General features: G+C 58.4%; 26 protein-coding genes. 4 read left to right on the top strand and 22 right to left on the bottom strand.

What is annotated here, in order from left to right:
- Positions 1–53 precede the first annotated feature (53 nt).
- Positions 54–692, top strand: a complete 639-nt coding sequence (nth, locus tag NE562_RS04210) for an endonuclease III (RefSeq protein WP_280961152.1) — start codon at positions 54–56, stop codon at positions 690–692.
- Between the two features lie 53 nt (positions 693–745).
- Here the strand turns inward: nth and NE562_RS04205 are convergent, their stop codons facing one another.
- Complete coding sequence (locus tag NE562_RS04205; RefSeq protein WP_280961151.1) at positions 746–1,573, bottom strand: type III pantothenate kinase; 828 nt, start codon at positions 1,571–1,573, stop codon at positions 746–748.
- A gap of 20 nt (positions 1,574–1,593) precedes the next feature.
- Positions 1,594–2,100, bottom strand: a complete 507-nt coding sequence (locus NE562_RS04200; protein WP_280961176.1) for a metallophosphoesterase family protein — start codon at positions 2,098–2,100, stop codon at positions 1,594–1,596.
- Positions 2,101–2,244: 144 nt separating this feature from the next.
- Here NE562_RS04200 and NE562_RS04195 point away from each other — a divergent pair, with 144 nt between their 5' ends.
- From NE562_RS04195 to NE562_RS04185, 3 genes are read left to right on the top strand one after another with little or no spacing between them, the layout of a single operon-like run.
- On the top strand, positions 2,245–2,517 hold the full coding sequence (locus NE562_RS04195) for a hypothetical protein (RefSeq protein WP_280961150.1): 273 nt from the start codon (positions 2,245–2,247) through the stop codon (positions 2,515–2,517).
- Between the two features lie 18 nt (positions 2,518–2,535).
- On the top strand, positions 2,536–2,922 hold the full coding sequence (locus NE562_RS04190) for a hypothetical protein (RefSeq protein WP_280961149.1): 387 nt from the start codon (positions 2,536–2,538) through the stop codon (positions 2,920–2,922).
- A gap of 17 nt (positions 2,923–2,939) precedes the next feature.
- Positions 2,940–3,263, top strand: a complete 324-nt coding sequence (locus tag NE562_RS04185) for a hypothetical protein (RefSeq protein ID WP_280961148.1) — start codon at positions 2,940–2,942, stop codon at positions 3,261–3,263.
- Positions 3,264–3,270: 7 nt separating this feature from the next.
- On the opposite strand, the gene NE562_RS04180 is transcribed toward NE562_RS04185, so the two are convergent.
- From NE562_RS04180 to recJ, 20 genes are all read right to left on the bottom strand, one after another.
- Positions 3,271–3,597 carry a TfoX/Sxy family protein gene (locus NE562_RS04180; RefSeq protein WP_280961147.1) on the bottom strand — a complete coding sequence of 109 codons (327 nt, stop codon included), beginning with the start codon at positions 3,595–3,597 and terminating at the stop codon, positions 3,271–3,273.
- A gap of 3 nt (positions 3,598–3,600) precedes the next feature.
- Positions 3,601–4,470: a 16S rRNA (adenine(1518)-N(6)/adenine(1519)-N(6))-dimethyltransferase RsmA gene (gene rsmA, locus NE562_RS04175; RefSeq protein ID WP_280961146.1), complete on the bottom strand. Its 870-nt coding sequence runs from the start codon at positions 4,468–4,470 to the stop codon at positions 3,601–3,603.
- A 67-nt stretch (positions 4,471–4,537) separates the two neighbouring features.
- Complete coding sequence (gene hpf, locus NE562_RS04170; RefSeq protein WP_280961145.1) at positions 4,538–5,065, bottom strand: ribosome hibernation-promoting factor, HPF/YfiA family; 528 nt, start codon at positions 5,063–5,065, stop codon at positions 4,538–4,540.
- A gap of 209 nt (positions 5,066–5,274) precedes the next feature.
- The gene (locus tag NE562_RS04165) at positions 5,275–6,120 is read right to left on the bottom strand and encodes a fumarate hydratase (protein WP_280961175.1); all 846 of its coding nucleotides are present in this window, start codon (positions 6,118–6,120) and stop codon (positions 5,275–5,277) included.
- On the bottom strand, positions 6,120–7,304 hold the full coding sequence (locus NE562_RS04160; protein WP_280961144.1) for an amidohydrolase: 1,185 nt from the start codon (positions 7,302–7,304) through the stop codon (positions 6,120–6,122). Before NE562_RS04160 ends, NE562_RS04165 begins: the two co-directional genes overlap by 1 nt.
- Positions 7,305–7,549: 245 nt before the next feature.
- Positions 7,550–7,999, bottom strand: coding sequence for a S1 RNA-binding domain-containing protein (locus NE562_RS04155; protein ID WP_280961143.1), 450 nt, complete (start codon positions 7,997–7,999; stop codon positions 7,550–7,552).
- Positions 8,000–8,035: 36 nt separating this feature from the next.
- Positions 8,036–8,296, bottom strand: a complete 261-nt coding sequence (locus NE562_RS04150; RefSeq protein ID WP_280961142.1) for an FtsB family cell division protein — start codon at positions 8,294–8,296, stop codon at positions 8,036–8,038.
- Positions 8,297–8,366: 70 nt separating this feature from the next.
- Positions 8,367–8,822 (bottom strand): spore cortex biosynthesis protein YabQ, encoded by a 456-nt coding sequence (yabQ, locus tag NE562_RS04145; RefSeq protein ID WP_280961141.1) that lies wholly within the window; start codon positions 8,820–8,822, stop codon positions 8,367–8,369.
- A 7-nt stretch (positions 8,823–8,829) separates the two neighbouring features.
- The gene (yabP, locus tag NE562_RS04140; protein WP_280961140.1) at positions 8,830–9,114 is read right to left on the bottom strand and encodes a sporulation protein YabP; all 285 of its coding nucleotides are present in this window, start codon (positions 9,112–9,114) and stop codon (positions 8,830–8,832) included.
- A gap of 120 nt (positions 9,115–9,234) precedes the next feature.
- On the bottom strand, positions 9,235–9,477 hold the full coding sequence (locus NE562_RS04135) for an RNA-binding S4 domain-containing protein (RefSeq protein WP_280961139.1): 243 nt from the start codon (positions 9,475–9,477) through the stop codon (positions 9,235–9,237).
- On the bottom strand, positions 9,474–9,752 hold the full coding sequence (locus NE562_RS04130; RefSeq protein WP_280961138.1) for an HU family DNA-binding protein: 279 nt from the start codon (positions 9,750–9,752) through the stop codon (positions 9,474–9,476). The genes NE562_RS04135 and NE562_RS04130 overlap by 4 nt, the downstream gene beginning before the upstream one ends.
- Positions 9,753–9,765: 13 nt before the next feature.
- Positions 9,766–10,557 carry a nucleoside triphosphate pyrophosphohydrolase gene (mazG, locus tag NE562_RS04125; RefSeq protein ID WP_280961137.1) on the bottom strand — a complete coding sequence of 264 codons (792 nt, stop codon included), beginning with the start codon at positions 10,555–10,557 and terminating at the stop codon, positions 9,766–9,768.
- Between the two features lie 25 nt (positions 10,558–10,582).
- The gene (locus NE562_RS04120) at positions 10,583–12,211 is read right to left on the bottom strand and encodes a putative polysaccharide biosynthesis protein (protein WP_280961136.1); all 1,629 of its coding nucleotides are present in this window, start codon (positions 12,209–12,211) and stop codon (positions 10,583–10,585) included.
- Between the two features lie 68 nt (positions 12,212–12,279).
- Positions 12,280–12,672 carry a hypothetical protein gene (locus NE562_RS04115; protein WP_280961135.1) on the bottom strand — a complete coding sequence of 131 codons (393 nt, stop codon included), beginning with the start codon at positions 12,670–12,672 and terminating at the stop codon, positions 12,280–12,282.
- 225 nt (positions 12,673–12,897) lie between these two features.
- Positions 12,898–13,821: a uridine kinase family protein gene (locus NE562_RS04110; protein WP_280961134.1), complete on the bottom strand. Its 924-nt coding sequence runs from the start codon at positions 13,819–13,821 to the stop codon at positions 12,898–12,900.
- 21 nt (positions 13,822–13,842) lie between these two features.
- Positions 13,843–15,309, bottom strand: coding sequence for a coproporphyrinogen dehydrogenase HemZ (hemZ, locus tag NE562_RS04105; RefSeq protein ID WP_280961133.1), 1,467 nt, complete (start codon positions 15,307–15,309; stop codon positions 13,843–13,845).
- Positions 15,306–15,938 carry an MBL fold metallo-hydrolase gene (locus NE562_RS04100; RefSeq protein ID WP_280961132.1) on the bottom strand — a complete coding sequence of 211 codons (633 nt, stop codon included), beginning with the start codon at positions 15,936–15,938 and terminating at the stop codon, positions 15,306–15,308. Before NE562_RS04100 ends, hemZ begins: the two co-directional genes overlap by 4 nt.
- Positions 15,939–16,033: 95 nt before the next feature.
- Complete coding sequence (dtd, locus tag NE562_RS04095) at positions 16,034–16,492, bottom strand: D-aminoacyl-tRNA deacylase (protein ID WP_280961131.1); 459 nt, start codon at positions 16,490–16,492, stop codon at positions 16,034–16,036.
- A gap of 131 nt (positions 16,493–16,623) precedes the next feature.
- Positions 16,624–18,810, bottom strand: coding sequence for a RelA/SpoT family protein (locus NE562_RS04090; RefSeq protein WP_280961130.1), 2,187 nt, complete (start codon positions 18,808–18,810; stop codon positions 16,624–16,626).
- Positions 18,811–18,833: 23 nt separating this feature from the next.
- A complete protein-coding gene (gene recJ, locus NE562_RS04085) occupies positions 18,834–20,906 on the bottom strand; it encodes a single-stranded-DNA-specific exonuclease RecJ (protein WP_280961129.1) in 2,073 nt (690 codons plus the stop codon).
- Positions 20,907–21,069: the final 163 nt, after the last annotated feature.

The following is a 21,069-nucleotide window of genomic DNA, read 5'->3' as shown; positions in this document are numbered from 1 at the left end:
GAAATATGATAAGATAAAAGCAGTATCGACTTCGCATATGGGAGATGAGAAACATGACCAAAAAAGAACGCGCCCGCGCGGTGACCGAGCTGCTGAAGGAAGCCTATCCGGACGCCGTCTGCGCGCTGCACTATACCCATGATTACGAACTGCTTTTCGCAACCCGCCTGTCCGCCCAGTGTACGGATGTGCGCGTCAACCTTGTCACGGAGGACCTGTTCCGCCGTTTCCCCAACCTTCAAAGCTTTGCCGAGGCGCCGGTCGAAGAGATCGAAGACTCGATCCGAACCTGCGGCCTGTTCCATACCAAGGCGCGCGATCTGAAAGCCGCCGCCATCATGCTGCTGGACCAATACGGCGGCAAGGTGCCGGATACGATGGAGGAGCTTTTAAAGCTGCCCGGCGTCGGCCGCAAAACGGCCAATTTGGTCCTCGGCGACATATACGGACAGCCCGCGATCGTGACGGATACCCACTGCATCCGCCTGTCCAACCGGCTGGGCTTTGTCAAAGATGAAAAGGACCCGGTCAAGGTTGAAAAAGCGCTCCGCGCGCTGATTGAACCCGCCGAATCCTCGGATTTTTGCCACCGGTTGGTGCTGCACGGACGCGAGTGCTGCACCGCGCGCGGCCCGAAGTGCGCCGCCTGTCCGCTCGGCGCGGTGTGCCCCTCCTTCCCCATCGGCAAGTAGTACATCCGCTATGAATAAAAAGCCTGTCCCTGAAAACGGGACAGGCTTTTTATTCATACTTCTTCTATCGCTTCCAGCAAACGGTTTTCAGGGCTCAGACGGCTGCCGGAGAACAACTCCTTGTTTTCCTGATAGATCAGACGCAGCCCTTCAAGCGTCAAATTGGGATCGACCTCGTCAATCAGGTCGCAATAGCTCGCCATCATACGGCCCATGCCGCCGGTGGCGACCACGCGCGCCTTTCCGCCCAATTCCTTCTGGATGTCGGTGATGATGCCGGTCAGCGCGCCCACATAGCCGCGCACCGCGCCGGACTGCATAGACTGTACCGTGTTTTTACCGATCGCTTGATCGGGGCGCTCGATATCGACGCGCGGCAGCTTGGACGCTTTGAGAAACAGCGCCTCCATCGCCACCTTGATGCCCGGGAAGATCGCGCCGCCTTGATAAGCGCCGCTTTCGTCGATCGCATCGAAGGTCGTCGCGGTGCCGATATCGACGATCACCAGCGGGCTGCCATATTTCCGGATCGCAGAGACAGAGTTGACCAGACGGTCGACGCCGACCTCGCGCGGATTGGAGTAGCAGTTCTGTATCCCGATCTCCACATCGCGTCCCGCCATCAGCGGCTGCACGCAAAGATACTTCCGCACGGCGTTCACCAGCGTATACATAACCTGCGGCACGACCGAGGCGATGATGGCCGCGCTCGTCCGCTCGGTCTCAATGTTCAAGAACTGATAGTACTGCACGATCTGCATACCCAGCTCGTCCGAGGTGCGCTCGGCGTTGGTCGAAATGCGGAAAGAGCCGCGCAGCGTGTCCCCTTCATACAGGCCGAACACCATGTTGGTGTTGCCCACGTCAATGGCCAGAAGCATAATGATATGTCCCTTCTATTTCAGTGTCCGAAGCGTTCTTCACGGATCAGTCCGCCGTCCTCTTCCAGCAGGGTGAGCGATATCGGCATACCGTTTTCTATCGTCAGGCGCGCATAGCTTGCCGGCCCGCCGCGCGGCAGGCTGATGGAACCCGGATTGCAGACCCATACGCCGCCGTATTTTTCAAGCAGCATGCGGTGCGTATGGCCGTAAAAAGCGAATACGCAGCCGTTTTCCGCCGCCTTCTGCGGCACGATCCCGCAGGAATACATGGATACGCGCTCCTTATGTCCATGCGTCAGATAGATGGGCACGTTTTCCGGCGTAATCACCGCGCTGTACGGCGCGTCCGCGCCGTAATCGTTATTGCCGCGCACGCGGTATATCGGTTTGTTATGATAGGCCCGGTCCAGCTCGTCCGCATCCTCGGTATGGTCGCCCAAATGCACGGCGCAGTCCGGCTGTTCCCGCTCCATCGCGTAAAACATACCGGCGTTTCGCCCGTGCGAATCGGCAAATATCAGCATCTTCAAATTTGTCCACCCCTTTGGCAGGTAGGATACAGTGGTATTCTACACCGCCCGCGCCGACTTGTAAACCCCACTTTTTCACATTTTTACACGTTCCCCGCATATACTGCACCATCAAGAAACTTACGGAGGGAACTGCCAATGCCGGATCTCAACGATATCTTACAGCAGCTTGCCGTCAAAACAGGCGACAAGGAAATGGTAGACAGGGTACGCGCCGCCCTGTCCACACCGAACGCGCATCAGGCCGCACAGATGGTCTCATCCCAAAACGCCGACGATCTCGAGCGCGCCGCACAGGCGGCTCAGCGCGGCGATATGGCGGAGGCCGCGCGCCTTGCCAACAAACTGATGCAGACGAGCGAGGGCGCGAAACTTGCCGGACAGCTGAGACAAATGCTGTTCCCGAAATAAAGGAGGAACCGAAGCGCCATGGATAACGACCTGTTTTCCTCGCTCCTGAACGACCCCAACGCCCTGCAAAACGCGATGAAAATGGCGAGTGAAGCGCTGGGCGGTGGCGGTGGCGGAGCCGCCGCTCCCGCCTCTTCCCCTTCGCGGGATTACGATCCCTCCGCCGAGCTGATGGAGAAAGCGCTTCCCGTGCTCGGCAACATCGTTCAGAGCGGCCAAAGCGCGGTCAAGCAGGAAAAGCGCGCGCTTTTAAACGCAGTCAAGCCATTTGTGACCGATCAGGTATCCACGCAGTTCGATCATGCCATGCGGCTGGTCAGCATGGCGCGCATGGCGCGCGCCGCGCTGGAGCAAGCGGGCCGCAGGGGCGAAGACCGGCCCGATGAGGGCGAAAAATCTCTTTGACAAGGGAGCGACCACACTTGTATAACCGATATCTCGCATCCTCCGCCCACAGTGCGCCGCCCTTACATAATCCCCAGCCCGCGGCCGGGCCGGCGGGCGACGGTTTTCACAGTGAGGCACAGGAACACGCGCCGCGCGGCGAAACGCCGCACGCACCGCCGCAAGCCGCCTCGGTATTCGGCGACCTCGGCCGGCTGTTTTCCGGCCGGCTGACCGGCATCAAGCTCGATATGGACACCATCCTCGTGCTCGTCGTCGTCTGGTTTTTAATCTCCGAGGGCGAGGATATGGACTGGGATCTGATTCTTATGATCGGCGGCCTTCTCATCTTGGGCATCTGAGCATTGCTCAGACGCCCTTTTTCTTTTTTGGCTTAGGCGCGGGCAGGGCGTCGCAGGTCGCGCGGGCAAGCTCCGCCAAAAAAACGCGGTCATCCAAGTTTTCCACATAAAAGTAGCGCGCGCCCTCGTGCGGTTCGATCACGGTAGCCGCTTCGCCGAGCAGCGCCCGACCGGCCTCGGTGATCTTAAGGCAAAACTGGTCGTTCTCCACGGTCGCGAAAAATTTACCGTTTAAATAAACGCCGAATTCTCCAAACATCCGCTTATAGGTGACGGCGCCCGCATCCGAAAGCTGGTCGCACACGTACTGTACAAACTCATGGCTGGACGCCATACCTCAGCGCCCCTCTCTTTTGCTGTCGATCGCATCCGAAAGGCGCGCATAATCGGCAATGGAAAGCCGTTCGCCGCGGATGCGCGCGTCCAGACCGACGGATTCGAGCAGCGCCGCGATCTCTTCTTTGCCCATCTCCCCGCCGATGACGGGGCCCAGCGCGTTGACCAGCGTTTTGCGGCGCATATTGAACGCCGCGCGCACCAGCGCAAACATCTGTTTTTCATTGCCCACCTTGACCGGCGGCCCGGCAAGCGGCGTCAGACGCAGCACGGCGGAATCCACCTTGGGCCGGGGCGTAAAGCAATCGGCCGGCACATCGAACAATATTTCAGCCGCGGCGCGGTATTGCACATAAATCGAAAACGCCGAATAAGCCGCAGAGCCCGGCTCCGCGCAGATCCGCTGCGCGACTTCGCGCTGCACCATGACCGTGATGCGGCGAAACGCGCCGCAATCCAGCAGCGCGGAAAGCACGGGCGTGGTGATATAATACGGCAGATTGGCGCAGGCGACCGCCTCCGCCCCGCCGAATTTTTCCCGGACCAGCGCGGCCAGATCAAGCGCCAGCACATCGCCCTGCACCACTTCCACATTGTCAAAGGCAGCAAGCGTCTCGTCCAGCACAGGCAGCAGCGCGCGGTCCAGCTCCACCGAAACGACCCGCTCCGCGCGGCCGCAAAGCTCCGCCGTCAGACAGCCCATACCCGGGCCGATCTCGACGGCGTTTTTATATTGCTCCGCCCCGCTTTCCGCGGCGATCCGCGCGGGAACCGAAGCGTCGGTCAGAAAATTTTGTCCGAGCGATTTGGAAAAATGAAAGCCGTGCCGCCCCAAAACGGAGCGGATCTCTTCAATGTCGCACAGACCCATAAAATCATCCTCTCATAAAAGGCCGGCAGCGCGTGCGCGTTGCCGGCCTGTCTCTTATTTGGTCTTGTTAGTCTTCGCTTTCGATCAGGCCGTAACCGCCTGCCGCGCGTTTGTAAACCACCGCGTGGATATTGTCGTTATCCGCGTTGCGGAAGAAGTAGAACTGGTGATCAAGCAGATTCATCTGCAAAACCGCTTCGTCAACGCTCATCGGCTTGACCTCGAACCGCTTACGGCGGACGATATCGAACGGCTCCTCAGCCAATTCGGCAGCCTGCTGCGCGGCCTTGTCGAACGCGCCTTCACGCAGGCGTTTTTCCAGACGGGTCTTGTGCTTACGGATCTGGCGCTCGATACTGCTGATCGCGCCGTCCACAGAGGCGAACATGTCGGTCGTCGTTTCCTCCGCGCGGATGACCAGACCGGACTGCCGCACTGTGACTTCTACCGTTTGTTTGCCGCGCAGTTCGCTGAAGGTCAGCGTGGTATCGGAATCCGTATGGAAATACCGATCCAGTTTTTCTACCTTGCGCAGCGCGTACTGACGCAGATCGTCGTCAATTTTAATTTTTCTCTCGACGATGGTGAACTTCATAACATCATCTCCTAACGGACCGTGGTCCATGATACTATGGGGATTTGCTACTATGAGTATACCACATCTTCGTATAAATTGTCCAATCTATTTTCGCATTTTTCCCAGTTTTTTCAGCAACATTCCCAATCGCGCCAAAAAAGCGACGCCGCGCGGCATATTGGAATCGTTTTAACGCCGCTTGGACCGTGAAAAAGTACAGGCCCGCTTTACAGCGTCCCTTCGGCGTGCCGGGTCACATGGCACGAAATATTGACCACGCACGGCAGGCCCGCGATGTGCGTGCCGAACGGCTCGATCGCGCAGGAAAGCGCCGTTACGGTGCCCCCCAAGCCCTGCGGGCCGACGCCGGAGGCGTTGACCTGATCGAGGATGGCTTTTTCCATCTCCGCGTATAGCGGATCCGCGTTATGCGCGTCCACCGGGCGCAGCAGCGCGCGCTTGGCCAGATACGCGGCCTTGTCCGACGTGCCGCCCAGACCCACGCCGATCACGATCGGCGGGCAGGGATTGGAACCCGCGTTCACGCAGGCGTCCGTGACAAAGTCGATGATATCCTGCTTGGAGGCCGCCGGCGTGAACATTTTCATCGCGCTCATATTCTCGCTGCCGAAGCCCTTGGGCGCGACCGTGATCTTGATCTGGTCGCCCGGCACGAGCGAGGTGTACAAAATGCAGGGGGTGTTATCGTTCGTGTTCTCGCGGCGGAGCGGGTCGCCAACGACCGAAAGGCGCAGATAGCCGTCCGTGTAGCCCTGCCGCACGCCTTCGTTCACGGCGTCCTCCAGCGAGCCCTCGCCCGAAAGGTGCACATCCTGTCCGACCTCCGCGAATACCACAGCCATGCCGGTATCCTGACAGACCGGCATATCGTTTTCCCGCGCCAGATCGCAGTTAGCGATCATTTCCTCAAAAATCTGGCGGCCGAGGGGCGACTGCTCCTGCTCCTCCCCGCGCCGGAAAGCCTGCCGCAGATCATCCGGCAGATAATAGTTCGCTTCCATGCAAAGCCGCCGCACCAGTGCGGCGATCTCGCGCATCTCGATCGTTTTCATCATTCGTCCCTCCTGTATTGCTGTGCGCCGTCGATCCAGACGACGCTTACACGCGATTCAAAGCGCATGGGGTGTCCGTCCATCAGCACCGCGTCCGCGTCCATACCGGGCGCGAGCGAGCCGATACGCGCCCCCAGCCCCGCGATAAGCGCGGGCGCCGCCGTGACCGCGCGCAACGCCGCGTCTGCCGAAAGCCCCGCCTTTACCGCGATCTGCGCCGCCATCGGCAGCAGCCGCAGCGGCAGCTCCGGGTGATCTACCGTGATCGCGGTCTCGATGCCCGCCTGATGCAGCAGCAGAGGCGAGCGCTCGGTCAGCGCCCGCAACTCGGGTTTGGAGCGGTCGGTCAGATAGGGGCCGCTGATCACAGGCACGTTTTCCCCCGCCAGCAGGTCGGCGACAAGGTGGGCCTCCGTGCCGTGCACGATCACGGGCTTTAGCCCGAATTCCCGCGCAATACGCAGCGCGGTAAAGATGTCATCCGCCCGATGCGCGTGGAAATGCGCATCGATCTCGCCGCGCAGCAAAGGCACCAGCGCTTCGAGCTTGATGTCGAAATCGGGCGCGTCCTCATCCGGATCGCCCTCGGCGCGATCCTTGCGGGCCAGATATTCGCGCGCTTTATAAAGCTGCTCACGGATCAGCGCAGCGGTCGCCATGCGGGTAACCGGCGTTTCGTCCTTCTCATGATAAACCGATTTGGGGTTTTCGCCCAGCGCGAACTTGATCGCAAGCGGCGCGCGCAGCACCATATCGTCCAGCCGGCGGCCGGCGGTCTTGATCGCGGCAATCTGTCCGCCGATCGGGTTGGCGCTGCCCGGGCTGACCGCCACCGTGGTCACGCCCGCCTCGATCGTTTCGCGAAACGACCGATCCATCGGATTGACGCCGTCGATGGCGCGCAGGTGCGGCGTAACGGGATCGGTATCCTCGTTCCCGTCCGCGCCTTCAAAGCCAAGGCTGTCCTCGTAAAGGCCCAAATGGGAATGCACGTCGATCATGCCGGGCAGCAGATAGCCCTCCCGCCCGTCTATCACTTCGTCAAATTCCTTTTCCGCCGGTGTTTTTTCCGCTGGACCCAGCGTTTCTATTTTGCCGTCCGCAAACGCGGCGAAGCCGAAAAACTGCTCGTCCGTTTGGTTCACAGTCAGTACATGCACATTTTTAATCAGCGTTTTTTTCATGCGATTCCTCTTTTTTGAAAAATATAGTTGACATTATTTGTAATTCATGGTATATTAATGACGGTGGCAGGAATGCTGCCATGCACCGTTCATATCTTTATCCCCACAATCCTATTTTTTGGCGTTCGGCCGCATTTGCGGCTGAGCGCCCCTTTTTTTATTACATGAGGATAAAACGAAAACCGAGGCTTCCCCCGGTTTTTGTCATGCGGTAAATAAGCGCGATCGGCCAAAACGCCCGGCCTTTACTTCCGGCGGCGCGAACCGTTCTTGCGGTCGGTCGCGTGGCGCACATCGGCCTGACGGGTTTCGCTGTCGGTCATAAACGCTTTGAGCTTATCTTCAAAGGTCATGCTCGCGGGATCCTTTGGTGCGGCCGCGCGGCCGCGCGGCGCCGCAGCGCGCTGAAAACGCGGCTGCCGGGGCGCAAAATTGCCCGCGCCCGGTTGAGGGTTCTGCTGTGCCTGCGCCTTTTTAATGGACAGATTGATGCGGCCCGCTTGGTCGATGCCAATGATCTTGACCTGAACCTGCTGGCCTTCCTGCAAAAAATCCTTGATATCGTTGACGAAACTAGACGCGACCTCAGAAATGTGCACCATGCCCGATTTCCCTTCGGGCAGGGCGACAAACGCGCCGAACTTGGTAATTCCCGTTACTTTGCCGTCTACGATCGATCCCACTGCCAAATCCATATAAATTTTTTTGCCTCCGTTAACAATTTGCCCGGCTTATCTGCTTGATGTGTCTACAAAGACACGCTCGCCGGGTTCCGCATAGCCAAGCTCCGTGCGGGCGATCTCACTGATATCCTCGTCTGAAATGCCGCTTTTAAGGTCTTCCTTCATCGCTTCGTTGGAAGCCTCGTATTCCTCCACGCGCATGTTCAGAGAGTTCAGCTGATCTTTTTTTTCAGCAATCTGCGATTGCAGACCAACGATCTTGACCGCTGCATAAAGCAGGAAAATGAGCGCCGCGATTTTGACCAACATAGGGATCTGCCGTTTTGTCATTTCGCGCCGCCTTTCCTCTTTTCTGTGCACTGCTTGACTGATACGAGTTTTATTTTAAACCCTTTCCACGAAAAATGGAAGGGGTTTTGTTAAACTTTTTTGCGCATTCCTTTATTTTTTTGGAAAGACCAAACCGTTCGGCAAGTCCTTTTACAAGGCGCGCCGCCTGCACGGCCCTGTCCCTTACAAATGCAAACGATGAAAAGAACAAGTGTAAAAGTGCTAACACCGGACCGCTGATCAGCGAAAAATAGATTCCCGCGCCAATGCCCGCGCCCGCGAGCACAAAATACCGCCCCTGCCCCGCGGCCAGCGTGATGCCGTATTCAAACATGGCAAAGAGCACGCCCGCCCAGAACACGGCGTCCAGCAGCGCCGTGAGCCCCCGTCCGGCGCGGCACTGCCGCCGCAGCGCGCGCAGCACATCGTAAAACACACCGATGCCCGCGCCCAAAAGAATGCTCTGTATCAGGATCAGTCCCTGCGCTTCCATCGGAAAAAACATAGCGGCCTCACCTGCCGAACAGGCGCGACAGCATGCCGCCGCGCGGCTGGACGCTGTCATCGTATTCGATCGAGCCGATTTCCCCTAAAACGATCAGCTCGCCCGCCTCCAGCTGCAAACGCTCCACATGCAGCCCCTCGCCGCGCACGGCGAGCATGCCGCGCACGGTCTCCAATAATATCTGTTCCTCATCAAAGCTCTGCACATCCGTCACACCCGAAACGGAGAGTTTCTGTCTTCCCTCCAGAATAATTGTGTGCGGCATTTCCCGACCGCGTTCCTCGGCTGCCATGGTACCGCCCTCCCAGCAAACAAAAATAAAACATCCCGCTCATCATCATACGTGAGGGCGGGATGCTTTATACGAATTTCCGGTAAAAACACGGCATGTTTTTACCGAGGGATGGTATGATTACAAAAGCTCGCGGTAAAGCGCGGCGGCGTCCGCCTTAAGGGCGTGCTCGGCAATATCGAGCACCTCTACCTTCAGCGTACGCTGGCCGAAAGCGATCTCGATGATATCGCCCACTTTTACCTGATAGGAGGCTTTGGCCGGCTTATCGTTCACCGTGATGCGCGCGGCGTCGCAGGCGTCGTTCGCGACCGTGCGCCGTTTGATCAGACGGGATACCTTTAGGTATTTATCCAGTCTCACTGTTCGTTCAGCTTGTCCTTCAGAGCCTTGCCGGGCTTGAATACGGGCATGGTAGCAGCGGCAATCTCAATGGCTTCGCCGGTGCGGGGATTATGGCCCGTGCGCGCGGCGCGCTCCTTGGTTTCAAATGTGCCGAAGCCGCTGATCTGCAGCTTGTCGTTCTGCGCCAGTACGTCGCCCAGCGCGGCAAACACAACGTCTATCACCTTTTCAGTATCCTTCTTAGAAAGCTCGGCCTGCTCCGCTACCATCGTCACGAAATCGCTTTTTTTCATTTTGTTACCTCCGTTATACCTTTTCTTTCGATTTATTCCAAAGCGTGTCCAGCTCGTCCTCCGACAAATCAGACAGCACCTTGTCCTGATCAAACGCGGTCTGCTCCACTCGGGCAAACCGGGCGACAAACTTATCCGTCGCCTTTTCCAGCGCGCGTTCCGGGTCTACCTTTGCAAACCGCGCCACATTGACCGCCGCGAACAGCAGGTCGCCGATCTCCTCTTCCACATCGCCGCTGCCGGCAAACGCGTCGTTCACCTCGCGCAGCTCCTCGGTCACCTTATCGGCCGCGCCGGAAACATCCTTCCAGTCAAAACCGGCCTTAGAAGCTTTTTTCTGTACCTTTTCAGCGCGGATCAGCGCAGGCAGGCTGCGCGCCACGCTGGAAAGCGCGTCGGTCACGGTCTCCTGCTTTTTTTCCTTGCGCTTGAGATCGTCCCAGTTGTTTAGTATCTCAGCCGAGGAGGCGACCACGGTGTCGGCAAAAATGTGGGGATGGCGGTAAATCAGCTTCTTGCACACGCCGTCCGCCACGTCGCCGATATCGAAAACACCCTTTTCCCGCTCCATTTCGGTATGGAACACTACCTGCAACAGCACGTCGCCCAGTTCTTCTTTGAGATGCTCGGCGTCCTCTTCATCAATAGCCTCGCACACCTCGTACGTCTCCTCGATAAAGTTGCGGCGGATGCTGTGGTGATCCTGCTCCCGGTCCCACATGCAGCCGTCCGGCGCGCGCAGAATCTCGATAATACGAAGCAGGTCTTCAAATGTATATTGCTCTTTTTGCTTAAAATCTACCATACTTTTTTCTCTTTCTTGTTCGCGCCTATTTCAGGCGCAGCAAATTTGCTATTTTTTCGCCCTTTGGCAAAAGCAGCACGTCCTCGCGCTCGACCGCGTGCAAAAGCAGCAGCAGCACGCCGTATACCAACACGGCAACCATAATGGAAACGAGCGTGACCAGCTTGTCGACAACCGACCCCGGCGCGGCGGCCAGCGCACGCGACAACAGCGTGAAGCAGATCATGCTTGACGCGCCCATGCCGATTGTCGCGGCTATTGGCCGCACGACCGTTCTGCCGAATGGCGGCAGGCCGTGCGACAGGCGGCCGATCTGCACCAGATTGATCAGCGCGATCACCCAATAGCACAGCGTGGTGCTGACAGGCGCGCCCGCGATCTGCAGCCGCGGGTCGGCTACCATCACATAATCACCGCAAATTTTGATCAGCGCGCCGATAAACATGGAGATCAGCGGCAGATCGACCCGGCCAAACGCCTGCAGGATCGCGTTGGTGATGGCCACCAGCGCGACGGCCGGCACGGCAAAGCCGAGGATCTGCAGCAGCTGACCGCCCAGCACGGTGTCCTTGGAATAAACCAACCGCACGATCTGCTGACCGAACAGCAGAAAACCCGCGCCGGCAGGCAGGGTAATCAGCAGCGTCAGCCGAAATGCGGTGGACATGGTCTTGGATACCTTGGTAAAATTCTGCATCGCGCGCGCGCCCGCGATCACGGGCAGCACGCTCACCGAGATCGCGGTGATCAGCGTTTGCGGCAAATTAAAAAAGTTGACCGCATACCCCGTGTACACGCCGTAGATCGCCATCGCCTGATCCGAGGTCATCGCGATCGCGGGCGACTGCAGCCGCGCGGAGATGAGCGCCATATCGATCAAGTCGGTCAGGCTCATCACGGCCGAGGTGATGGTAATGGGAATGGACAGCGACAAGAGCTGCCCGCAAAGCTGGCTGAACGGACGCACGGCGTTGTTCAGGCCGTGGCTTAGGACAGAGGCTTTTTTTCTGGTCAGCGCCGCCCGGACCACCATATAGAACGCCGCGGCGACCTCGCCGATCGTGACGCCCAAAACCGCCATCGCCGCGACATGCGGCGCATCGTATCCCTGTCCGACCGCATAATAGGTCAGCCCAAGGCCGACGAACATTTTGCCGAGCGCCTCGATGACCTGCGAAACAGCGGTAGGCACCATATTGGCGCGTCCCTGATAGTAGCCGCGGAACACGGATAGGATGCACACCATCAAAACACTGGGCGCGATCGCCATAACGGCAAAGCGCGCGTCCGCGGATTTGATCAGGTCGGAAAAGACGCCCGCGCCCGCGTAAAGCGCCACCGAACAGACCGCGCCGAACGGAATAAAGATGACCGCCGCCACCTTGACAATGCGGCGCACCTCGTGTTCGCGGCCGCCCGCGGTGGCTTCGGCCACCATTTTGGAAAGCGCCGCGGGCAGGCCGACCGTGGATATGACCAGCATGGTCATATAAATGCGGTAGGCTGCCGTGAACAGGCCAAACGCCGGATTATCCTTGCCGCCGATCAGATTGACGAGCGGGATCTGGAAAACCGCGCCGATCACCTTGACGATCAGGCTTGCAACGACCAGAATCGCCGCGCCTTCGATAAAGTTCTGTTTTTTACGCTGCAAACGATACACGCCCTTTATGCAAATTCTTTTTCTTTAACCGTATGCCGGGCGTGACGGAATATGCGCTATTAAAGCGCCTTACCACAACCGGGACAAAAGGAATCCTCCCGGCTGCATTGCTTGCCGCAGCCGGGGCAGGTCACAAACGACCGCATGCCGGCCAGTTCCTCACGGAGCGCCGCGACCTTGGCCTGCTTTTCATCCAGCCGGTCGATGCGTTCGTCCATTTCTTCGCTCGCGGCCTCGATCCCGCGGTGCACATCGTACACCATCCGGCCAATCTCCTTGTAGAGGACCTCGCATTCGGTATTCAAATCGAAAATTTGCAGGTTGATCCTCGTTGCCGAAGCCAGCTCGCCGGCTTTTTTACCGGCGACGTCCGCCGCGCGGCCGGCAGCCTGCCCCGTCCTCGTGGCAACTACCCTGATTTTGTCCAGCAGCGTCTGCACTTTCGCATCCATTGCGATCCTCTCCTTCCGGCGGGCGGCGGGCCGCCCGGTATATTGGCGTTTTTCTGATGTGTTGAAAGCCGGGTATCGATCATTTAAAATGTTAAAAAATCGTCATTTTAAGTGATTGTGCGGCATTATTCCGCACAAATAAACCACTTTACGGTTTATTCAGTAGACATTATTATAAACCTACGATATCCAAAAAGCAAGATATAATGCGGTTTTGCTCATTTTTCAGCCGATAAATTCATGCAAAACCGAGTCCTCCGGGATAACTTTTTTATAGTCGATCGGCGCGATTCTGTCCAAAACCTTATAGATTGGGTACAGATCAGCCGCTTCAAGTTCGTTTTCCCGGTTTTTCAGCTCGTCGCTCAAATACTGCATGAAAATGCATAGTTCGTATGGCAAAAAGGTGTCGATGGTCAGATTGGCCTGACCCCGATAGGGGGCGATATAAAGCGTTTCGCCGCGCCGTACGGAGTTCCATTGGTGCAGCGTTTCCGCGACCGGCGAGGAGCGGAACAGGCTGTCCCGCATGGCGCGGCGCAGAAAGCGCAGCATATACGGTTCCAGCCTAGGACCTTCGCGCGGCACGACCGTGGACGCCACTGAGAGATACACGCTTGTCGCGGCATGCGCCAGATCGCCCATAATGACCGGATTAAACGAATGGATGCCCTCGATCAGCGCGACCTCGTCGGATGCGAGGCTTAGCGTGCGGTCGTTCGGGATCGAGGTGCGCGTCTCGAACTCAAACCGGGGAATGGAGATTTCCTCGCCCGCGATCAGCTGCGCCAAATGCTTGCTGAGCAGCGGCAGGTTCATGCACTCCGGCGATTCAAGATCGGGCACATTATTTTCCGTATCGCGCGGCACCTCATAGGTGCCGATCGTGCGGTAATAATCATCCATGGAAATGGTCTCCGCGTGGATGCCCAGCTTTAACAGCGCGCGGCCCAAGCGATCGTTGGTGGTCGTTTTGCCGCTGGAGGACGGGCCGTTGATTAAAACGATCGGCTTTTGCTTAATGTTTTTGGCGATCTCATTCGCCGCGCGTGAAACGCGCTCGCGGTAATAGGTCTCGCAGTCCATGACAAAATCCGCGGCGTCATACCGCGCGCGGTGGTTGATATAATTGACGGTGAATTCAGCCATTTGAGTGGCCTCCTCTCTGATTCAGACGCCGAGCCGCAGCAGTTTTCGCTTGCCGGCCGAAAGCCGGCCGGCCGCGCCGATATACTCCTGCGGATACTTTGGGTTATTCGTGCGTTCGATCCAGCCTGTGTCGCGCTCGACGCGCTTGGATACGCCGCCCGCGCCCAGAGACAAGATCGTTTGCAGCTCCTCCATCATCGCAACATTATAGAAGCACTCGGTTCCCGGCTTGCACCAGCCTACGTTTTCAAACCCTCCGGCCGAAAACTTCTGGCGGTACAGGTAGTATGGCCCGTATCCCGCCGCGCCAAGCGCCGTTTCCGCAAGATCGAGCATTTCCCCCACCTTACGCCGCTCGGCGGCGTTCGCCGCCTTATCGGACAGATCCGCGCCCCGCTTGATGGCCAGCGTATGCACCGTAATATTCTCCGGCGCAAGTCCGATGAGCGTATGAACAGACCGACCGAAGGATTCGGGCGTATCGCCGGCAAGACCGGCGATCAGATCCATATTAATCTCTCGGAACCCTGCCTGACGCGCCTCTTCATAAGCGCGCAGCACATCTGTTGCCGTGTGGCGCCGTCCGATCTGCCGCAGCACCTCGTCCTCCATGCTTTGCGGGTTGATGCTCACACGGGTGACGCCCGCGGTTTTCAGCGCCGCGAGCTTTTCCGGCGTGATCGTATCCGGCCGCCCGGCTTCTACAGTATATTCACGAAGGAACGAGAAATCGAACGCTTCTGCAAGCCGCGCGGTCAATCGCTTTAGCTGCTCCGCCGTGAGCGTGGTCGGCGTGCCGCCGCCGATATAAATACTCTGTACCCGCTTGCCCGCCTCGCGCACCATAGCGCCGGTCTCTTCGATCTCGCGGCACAGCGCGTCCAGATAGGGCTCGATCAAGTGGCCGGACTGCGCGGTCGCCGCCGAAACGAACGAGCAGTAATAGCAGCGGGACGGGCAGAACGGAATGCCGACATAGAGCGAAATATCATCCGGCCCGATCTCATTGCCAAAGAAGAGAGCGGTTTCCGCCGCGCGGATCGTGAGCGAAACACGCTTTTGAGAAACGAAAAAATGCCCGCGCAGGGCCTCGGCCGTCTCGGCGCGGCTTTTGCCGCGTTCGATCAGACCCCTCGCGAGCTTGGCCGGGCGCACGCCGGTAAGGCTCCCCCAAACGGGCGCCTCCGGCAGGCCGGGCGCGATGGCTTCGTATAAGGTGGTTTTGATCAGTTCGGTCACCGTGCGCTTGCGCGCCAGTTCGTCCATCCCGTCAATGGCCGCGTCGCGCTCGCACCGCAGACAACGCCCGTCCACCACGGCTTCCGCCAAGGCATACGCGCGGCCATCCTGCTCGCGCAGCATGGAGAGACAGCGGTCGCCCGTTTCCGGCAGTTTTTCCGCGCGGGTGAGCACAGCGGCCGGTAGCAGGTGCAGCAGCATTTCTTCGACCGCGTGCTTCATCTCATGTCCGATCAGAACGTAGGTCATTTCCCGATCGCCTGCTTCATATAGGGATTGCGCGCGCGCTCCTCCGCAAGGGTCGACAGGCCTTCGTGGCCGGGCAGCACCTGATAGTCGCCCTCCAGTTCATAAAGCCGCCGCAGCGACCGGAGCATCTGCGAAAAGTCGCCGCCCTCCAGATCGCAACGCCCGCACTCGTGACGAAACAGCGTATCGCCGGTAAACAGGCAATCCCCTATGCGGATCACGGATGAACCGGGCGTGTGGCCCGGCGTATTCATATATGCCGCCGTAAGCGAACCAAAGGTGACGGTCGTCCCCTCGGACGCGAGGATATCGGGTACGTCCTCGACATACGAGCGGACAAAGGGACGGAATTCTCCCATCGCTTCCTTTTTCAGCAACCACGTATCCGCTTCGGGCACGACATATTTTGCGCCGGTCTGCTGCAAAATCTCATGCGCCGCAAGGATATGATCAAAATGCGCATGCGTGAGCAGCACGTACCGAATGTGCAGACCTTCCTTATCCGCCGCAGCTAAAATAGACGGCGCGCTGTCGCCGGGATCGATCACCGCGGCGTCCAAGCTCTGTTCGTCATATACGATATAACAGTTCGTCGCGACCGGGCCGACACAAAACTGAAGAATTTTCATAAAAACAACCTTCCTTTTTTAATTAGTAATTAGTAATTAGGAGTTAGGAATTATTTTACTTCCGCTTTCCATTACTAATTACTAACTACTAATTTCTAATTATTATTGCGCATTTGCGCGGTATCCATGATGAGTGTGACGGGGCCGTCGTTTACAAGGCTTACCGCCATGTCCGCGCCAAACCTGCCGGTTGCGACCGGCAAGCCGGACGCGCGGCAGCGCGCGACGAACGCCTCATACAGCGGGATCGCTGTATCGGGCCGCGCCGCGCCGGTGAAGCTAGGCCGGTTGCCTTTTTTGCAGTCGCCGTAAAGCGTGAACTGCGAAACGATCAGCAAACCGCCGCCAATATCGGCCAGCGACAGATTCATCTTATCGTTTTCATCGGTGAACACACGTAGCTTTATCGTCTTATCCGCGAGATAGTGCGCGTCTTCCACCGTGTCCCCCTCGGTCACGCCCAGCAGGACCAAAAACCCCTGCCCGATCTTGCCGCAAACCGCCCCGCCGATCGAAACCGACGCTTTTTCAACCCTTTGAATCACAGCACGCATTTTCTTCATCCTTCATTGAGTTAGGAATTAGCAGTTGAATGTATCGGCCAAAGGCCGATATTTTGCATAACCGCGCTATGCGCGGCACCACAATTCCTAATTGCGAATTCCTAACTCCTAATTAACAAATGTTAGTTTGTGTCCACTGTTCTCGTCACATCCAGCACGCCCTTGATACTGCGCATGCGGCTGATCAGGTTGTCGAGCTGGTGCACGCCCGCAACGTCCACCATCGCGTTAATCACGCCAAAACCATCGTTTAGATCGCGGGCCGAAATTTCATGCACGTTGATCTTGCAGGCGGCGAGCACGGCCGTCACATCGCTCAGAACCCCAATGCGGCTGCGGGTCGATATTTGCAGACCGGTCGAAAAACGATTCTGCCGGTCCGCGACCGTGATATCCTCGTCCCACCAGGCCTTGACCCAGCGATCGGGCTCTTCCTCCTCGTGCACGTTGACACAGTCCCGCCGGTGAATGGAAACGCCATAGCCGCGCGTGACATAGCCCACGATCTCGTCGCCCGGGATCGGCGTGCAGCAGCGGGCGAACTTGACCAAACAGTTGGCGATCCCTTCCACCACAACGCCGCTTTTGCTGTGTGTGGCGCGGCGCTCGGGCTGGGTATTGTGCACCGGCTGTTCCGCCGCGCTCTCCGGCTCGTTTTGGCGGCGCAAACGGCCCACGTCGTCCTTGACCTTGTTGATGACCTTGGTCAGCGTGATGCCGCCGTAGCCGATTGCGGCGTACAGCTCGTCGAGCGAGCCGAACGAAAACTTGTTCAGCGTGTTCTTCTGGATCTCATCGTTGTCATAAAAGCCGTTATACAGCAGGTTGGCGCGCAGCTCGCGGTCCAGATCGTCACGGCCGCTAACAATGTTCTCTTCCCGGCATTCCTTTTTGAACCACTGCTTGATCTTGTTGCGGGCCTCGGTCGTTTTGACGATCTTGACCCAATCGCGGCTGGGGCCGCGCGCTTCCTTGGAAGTCAGTATTTCAACGATATCGCCGTTTTTGAGCAGGCTGTCGATCGGCGCGATTCGGCCGTTGAGCTTGCAGCCCGTCATGCGGTTGCCGACGGCGGAGTGGATCGCGTAAGCCAGATCGATCGGCGTTGCGCCCGCGGGCATATTGACCACATCGCCCTTGGGGGTGAACACGAACACCTCATCCGCAAACAGATCGACCTTGATGTTCTTAATGAAATCCTCGGCCTCGGTGTCCTGCTGCGCTTCGAGCAGCTGGCGGATCCACGCAAAGGCCTCTTCATTCCCGGCCTTATCCAGTCCCTGCTTATACTTCCAGTGCGCGGCAACGCCGTATTCCGCTGTTTTGTGCATTTCGGAGGTGCGGATCTGGATTTCAAACGGAATGCCCGCGCGGCCGATGACGGTCGTGTGCAGCGACTGATAGCCGTTGGGCTTGGGCGTTGAGATATAATCCTTAAAGCGGCCCGGTATGGGCTTATACAGATCGTGCACGTAGCCGAGGACATTGTAGCAGTCCGCCACGGTCTCAACGATCACGCGCACCGCGCAGATATCGTAGATCTCGTTAATGGTCTTGTGTTGGGCGTACATCTTGCGATAGATCGAATAGATGTGCTTGACGCGCGCCGAGATCGTGTTTTCGATCTTGGCTTCCTTTAATTTGCCGCCAATACGGTCGGTGATTCCCTTGAGGAATTCCTCATGCTGCTCGCTCTGCTCTCTCAGGCCGTCGACGATCTCCTTGTAGCCGATCGGGTCAAGGCACTTGAGCGACAGGTCCTCCAGTTCCCACTTGATGCGGCTCATGCCCAAGCGGTGTGCGATCGGCGCGTAGATTTCCATCGTTTCGAGCGCCTTGTCGCGCTGCTTGCGCTCCGGCAGGTGCTGGATGGTGCGCATGTTGTGCAGCCGGTCGGCCAGCTTGATCAGGATGACGCGGATATCGCGCGCCATGGCCAGAAACATTTTGCGCAGATCTTCAAACTGCTCCTGTTCCTTGGAATAACGCAGCATGCCAAGGCGTGTGACGCCGTCCACCAGTTCGGCCACCGTGGTGCCAAATTTGTTTTCGATCTCCCGGTAGCCAAACTGCGTATCCTCGATACAGTCATGCAGCAACCCGGCGCAGATCGAATCGGTATCCAGCCCCATCTCGACGATGATCTCCGCCACGGATACCGGGTGGATGATATAGGGTTCGCCGTTTTTGCGTTTTTGTCCTTCATGCGCTTTCGCGGCGCATTCATAGGCCGCGCGTATCTTCTTGGTATTGGCCTGCGGGTTCTGTTTCTTTACCCGTTCCAGCAAAAAATCCAATTTATCCTGCATAAGTTTCTCCCCCATTTTGAGGCTCAACCGGCCATACTCTGCAACGTGGCGAGCACGACCGAACCGGAAATATCCGCTTTGCCTTCATACGGTTTGAGGGTGATATTGATCAAACCCTCTTTAAAATGATAGCTGATCAGCTGCGATTCGGAGAATACATCAAGGCAGACCAGCAGCTTGCCGATGTTGATATCGCGGCGGCTTTCCCACGCGATGCGGCGGGACAGCGCGCCGTCCGGAACGGACAGGCGGCCGTCCTCCGCGCGGCAGGACACGTGCCGCCATACCGCGACCAGCTCGGCCCGGCTCGGCAGCAGCACGCGTGCTTCGGCCGCGGAGAGCGGCCCATCCTGCATATAGGTATTGTATAGATTCAAAAGCCTCTGGTCGGCCAGATGCTCGCATTCGCTCAGCTGTACGTCGCACAGGGTGAGCTGCACGGTGGCGCGGCCGCGAAACTCGTTCAGCTCCAAATGAAAAGCCGCGTCGACCGAATTGCCCTGCGCAAAGCCGCAGCCGCCCAGCCCGGTGCCGAACAGCATGGCGGAAAAGCGCTTGCCGTCCTTGGTCAGCGTCACGCGCACATGGCGGTCGCTCGAAATGGGCGTGATATCCTCCACCGTCATGCCGCGCATGCAAAACACCGGCTCGGCGTTCTGCTGTCCAAACGGTTCAAGGAGCGACAGCCCCTTGATCGCCTGCTCGCTGATCCACGAGGGATCGACCTCGCAATCGATCTGCAGCTGCGGCTGCAGGTCCGCGATGGTGACGTGCTCGCTGGCGTACTCGCTCAGCCGCGCGCGCAGCTCTTCAATCTTTTCGCGGTCCACGGTCAGTCCGGCTGCCAGCTCATGCCCGCCGTAGCGGCGCAGCAGATCCTCGCAGGAGGACAGCGCGTCGAACAGGTTGAAGCCCTTGACCGAACGGCCCGAACCCTTGCCCGTATCGCCGTCCAGCGCGATCAGGATGACCGGGCAGCCGTAACGGTCGCACAGGCGCGAACAGACGATGCCGATCACGCCATGGTGCCAGTTTTCGCCGGACAGCACAATCACGCGATCCTCCGCCGGATTATATTCCTTGCGCAGACGGGTGAGCGCCTGCTCCAAAATGTGGTTTTCCTCACTCTGGCGTTTTTTATTCTGCTCGCACAGCTCGGCGGCCAGCGCCTGCGCACGAACGGGGTCGTCCGTCAGGAACAATTCGGCGGCCAGCTCGGCCCGGCCCATACGTCCGGCGGCGTTGATTCGCGGCGCGAGCACAAAGCTGATCGTGGACGAGGTAAGCCGCTTGGTTTTCATGCCCGACTCGCGCAGCAGCATTTCAAGACCCAGATTCTTGGTCCGCGCCATCCGTTCCAGCCCGGTCGCAACGATGATGCGGTTTTCGCCCACAATGGGCATCACATCCGCCACGGTGCCGAGCGCGGCCAGATCGGCATAGCGCGCGAGCATTTCCTCCGCATCGCCTGATAGCGCGCTGATCAGCTTAAACGCCACGCCGACGCCGGCCAGATGGCGAAACGGATACTCGCTTCCCGGCCGTTTATAATCGACAATCGCCTCCGCGTCGGGCAGCGCGTCGTGACACTCGTGGTGGTCGGTCACGACCACGCGCATGCCAAGGGCGCGGGCCGCGGCTATTTCGTCAAGCGCGGTAATGCCCGCGTCCACCGTGATAATCAGGCGCGTGCCGTCCTGCCAAAGCTGCTCCAGCGCCGCGCGCGACAGGCCGTAACCCTCGCTCAGGCGGTTTGGGATGTAATAAGCGCAGTCGGCTCCCACCGAGCGCAGATAATGGGTCAACATACAGGTGGCGGTAACGCCGTCCACATCGTAATCGCCGAACACCGTGATGCGTTCGCCCCGGCTCACAGAGTCGCGTATGGTCTCCACCGCCACCGCCATATCGGGCAGGGCGAACGGGTCGTTCAAACCTTTGGGGTCGCAGGATAAGTACGTCTCCGCCTGCGCGCAGGAGGTGACGCCGCGGGCGGCCAATACGGCGGCGGCCAGCGGAGGAAAACCGCCGTCGCGCTGCAGCGTGCGTACGCACGCCTCGTCAGGTGCGGCGATCACCCATCGTTTTATTTTCATGGGAACTCCCTCATTTTTATTTTTAATTACAATTATTATACCAAATATCTCTCCATATCTCAACATATTTTATGCAAGCTGCAAAATGCACGGGTTCCTGCACTTGGTTTAAGACGATAGCCATAAGATATGGGGGCGTTGCTTTCTTCGGCAACGCCCCCAT

Source organism: Butyricicoccus faecihominis, from assembly GCF_024462775.1.
Taxonomy (GTDB): domain Bacteria; phylum Bacillota; class Clostridia; order Oscillospirales; family Butyricicoccaceae; genus Agathobaculum; species Agathobaculum faecihominis_A.
Note: the sequence above shows the minus strand (reverse complement) of the source record. Positions and strands in the feature narration are given on the sequence as shown.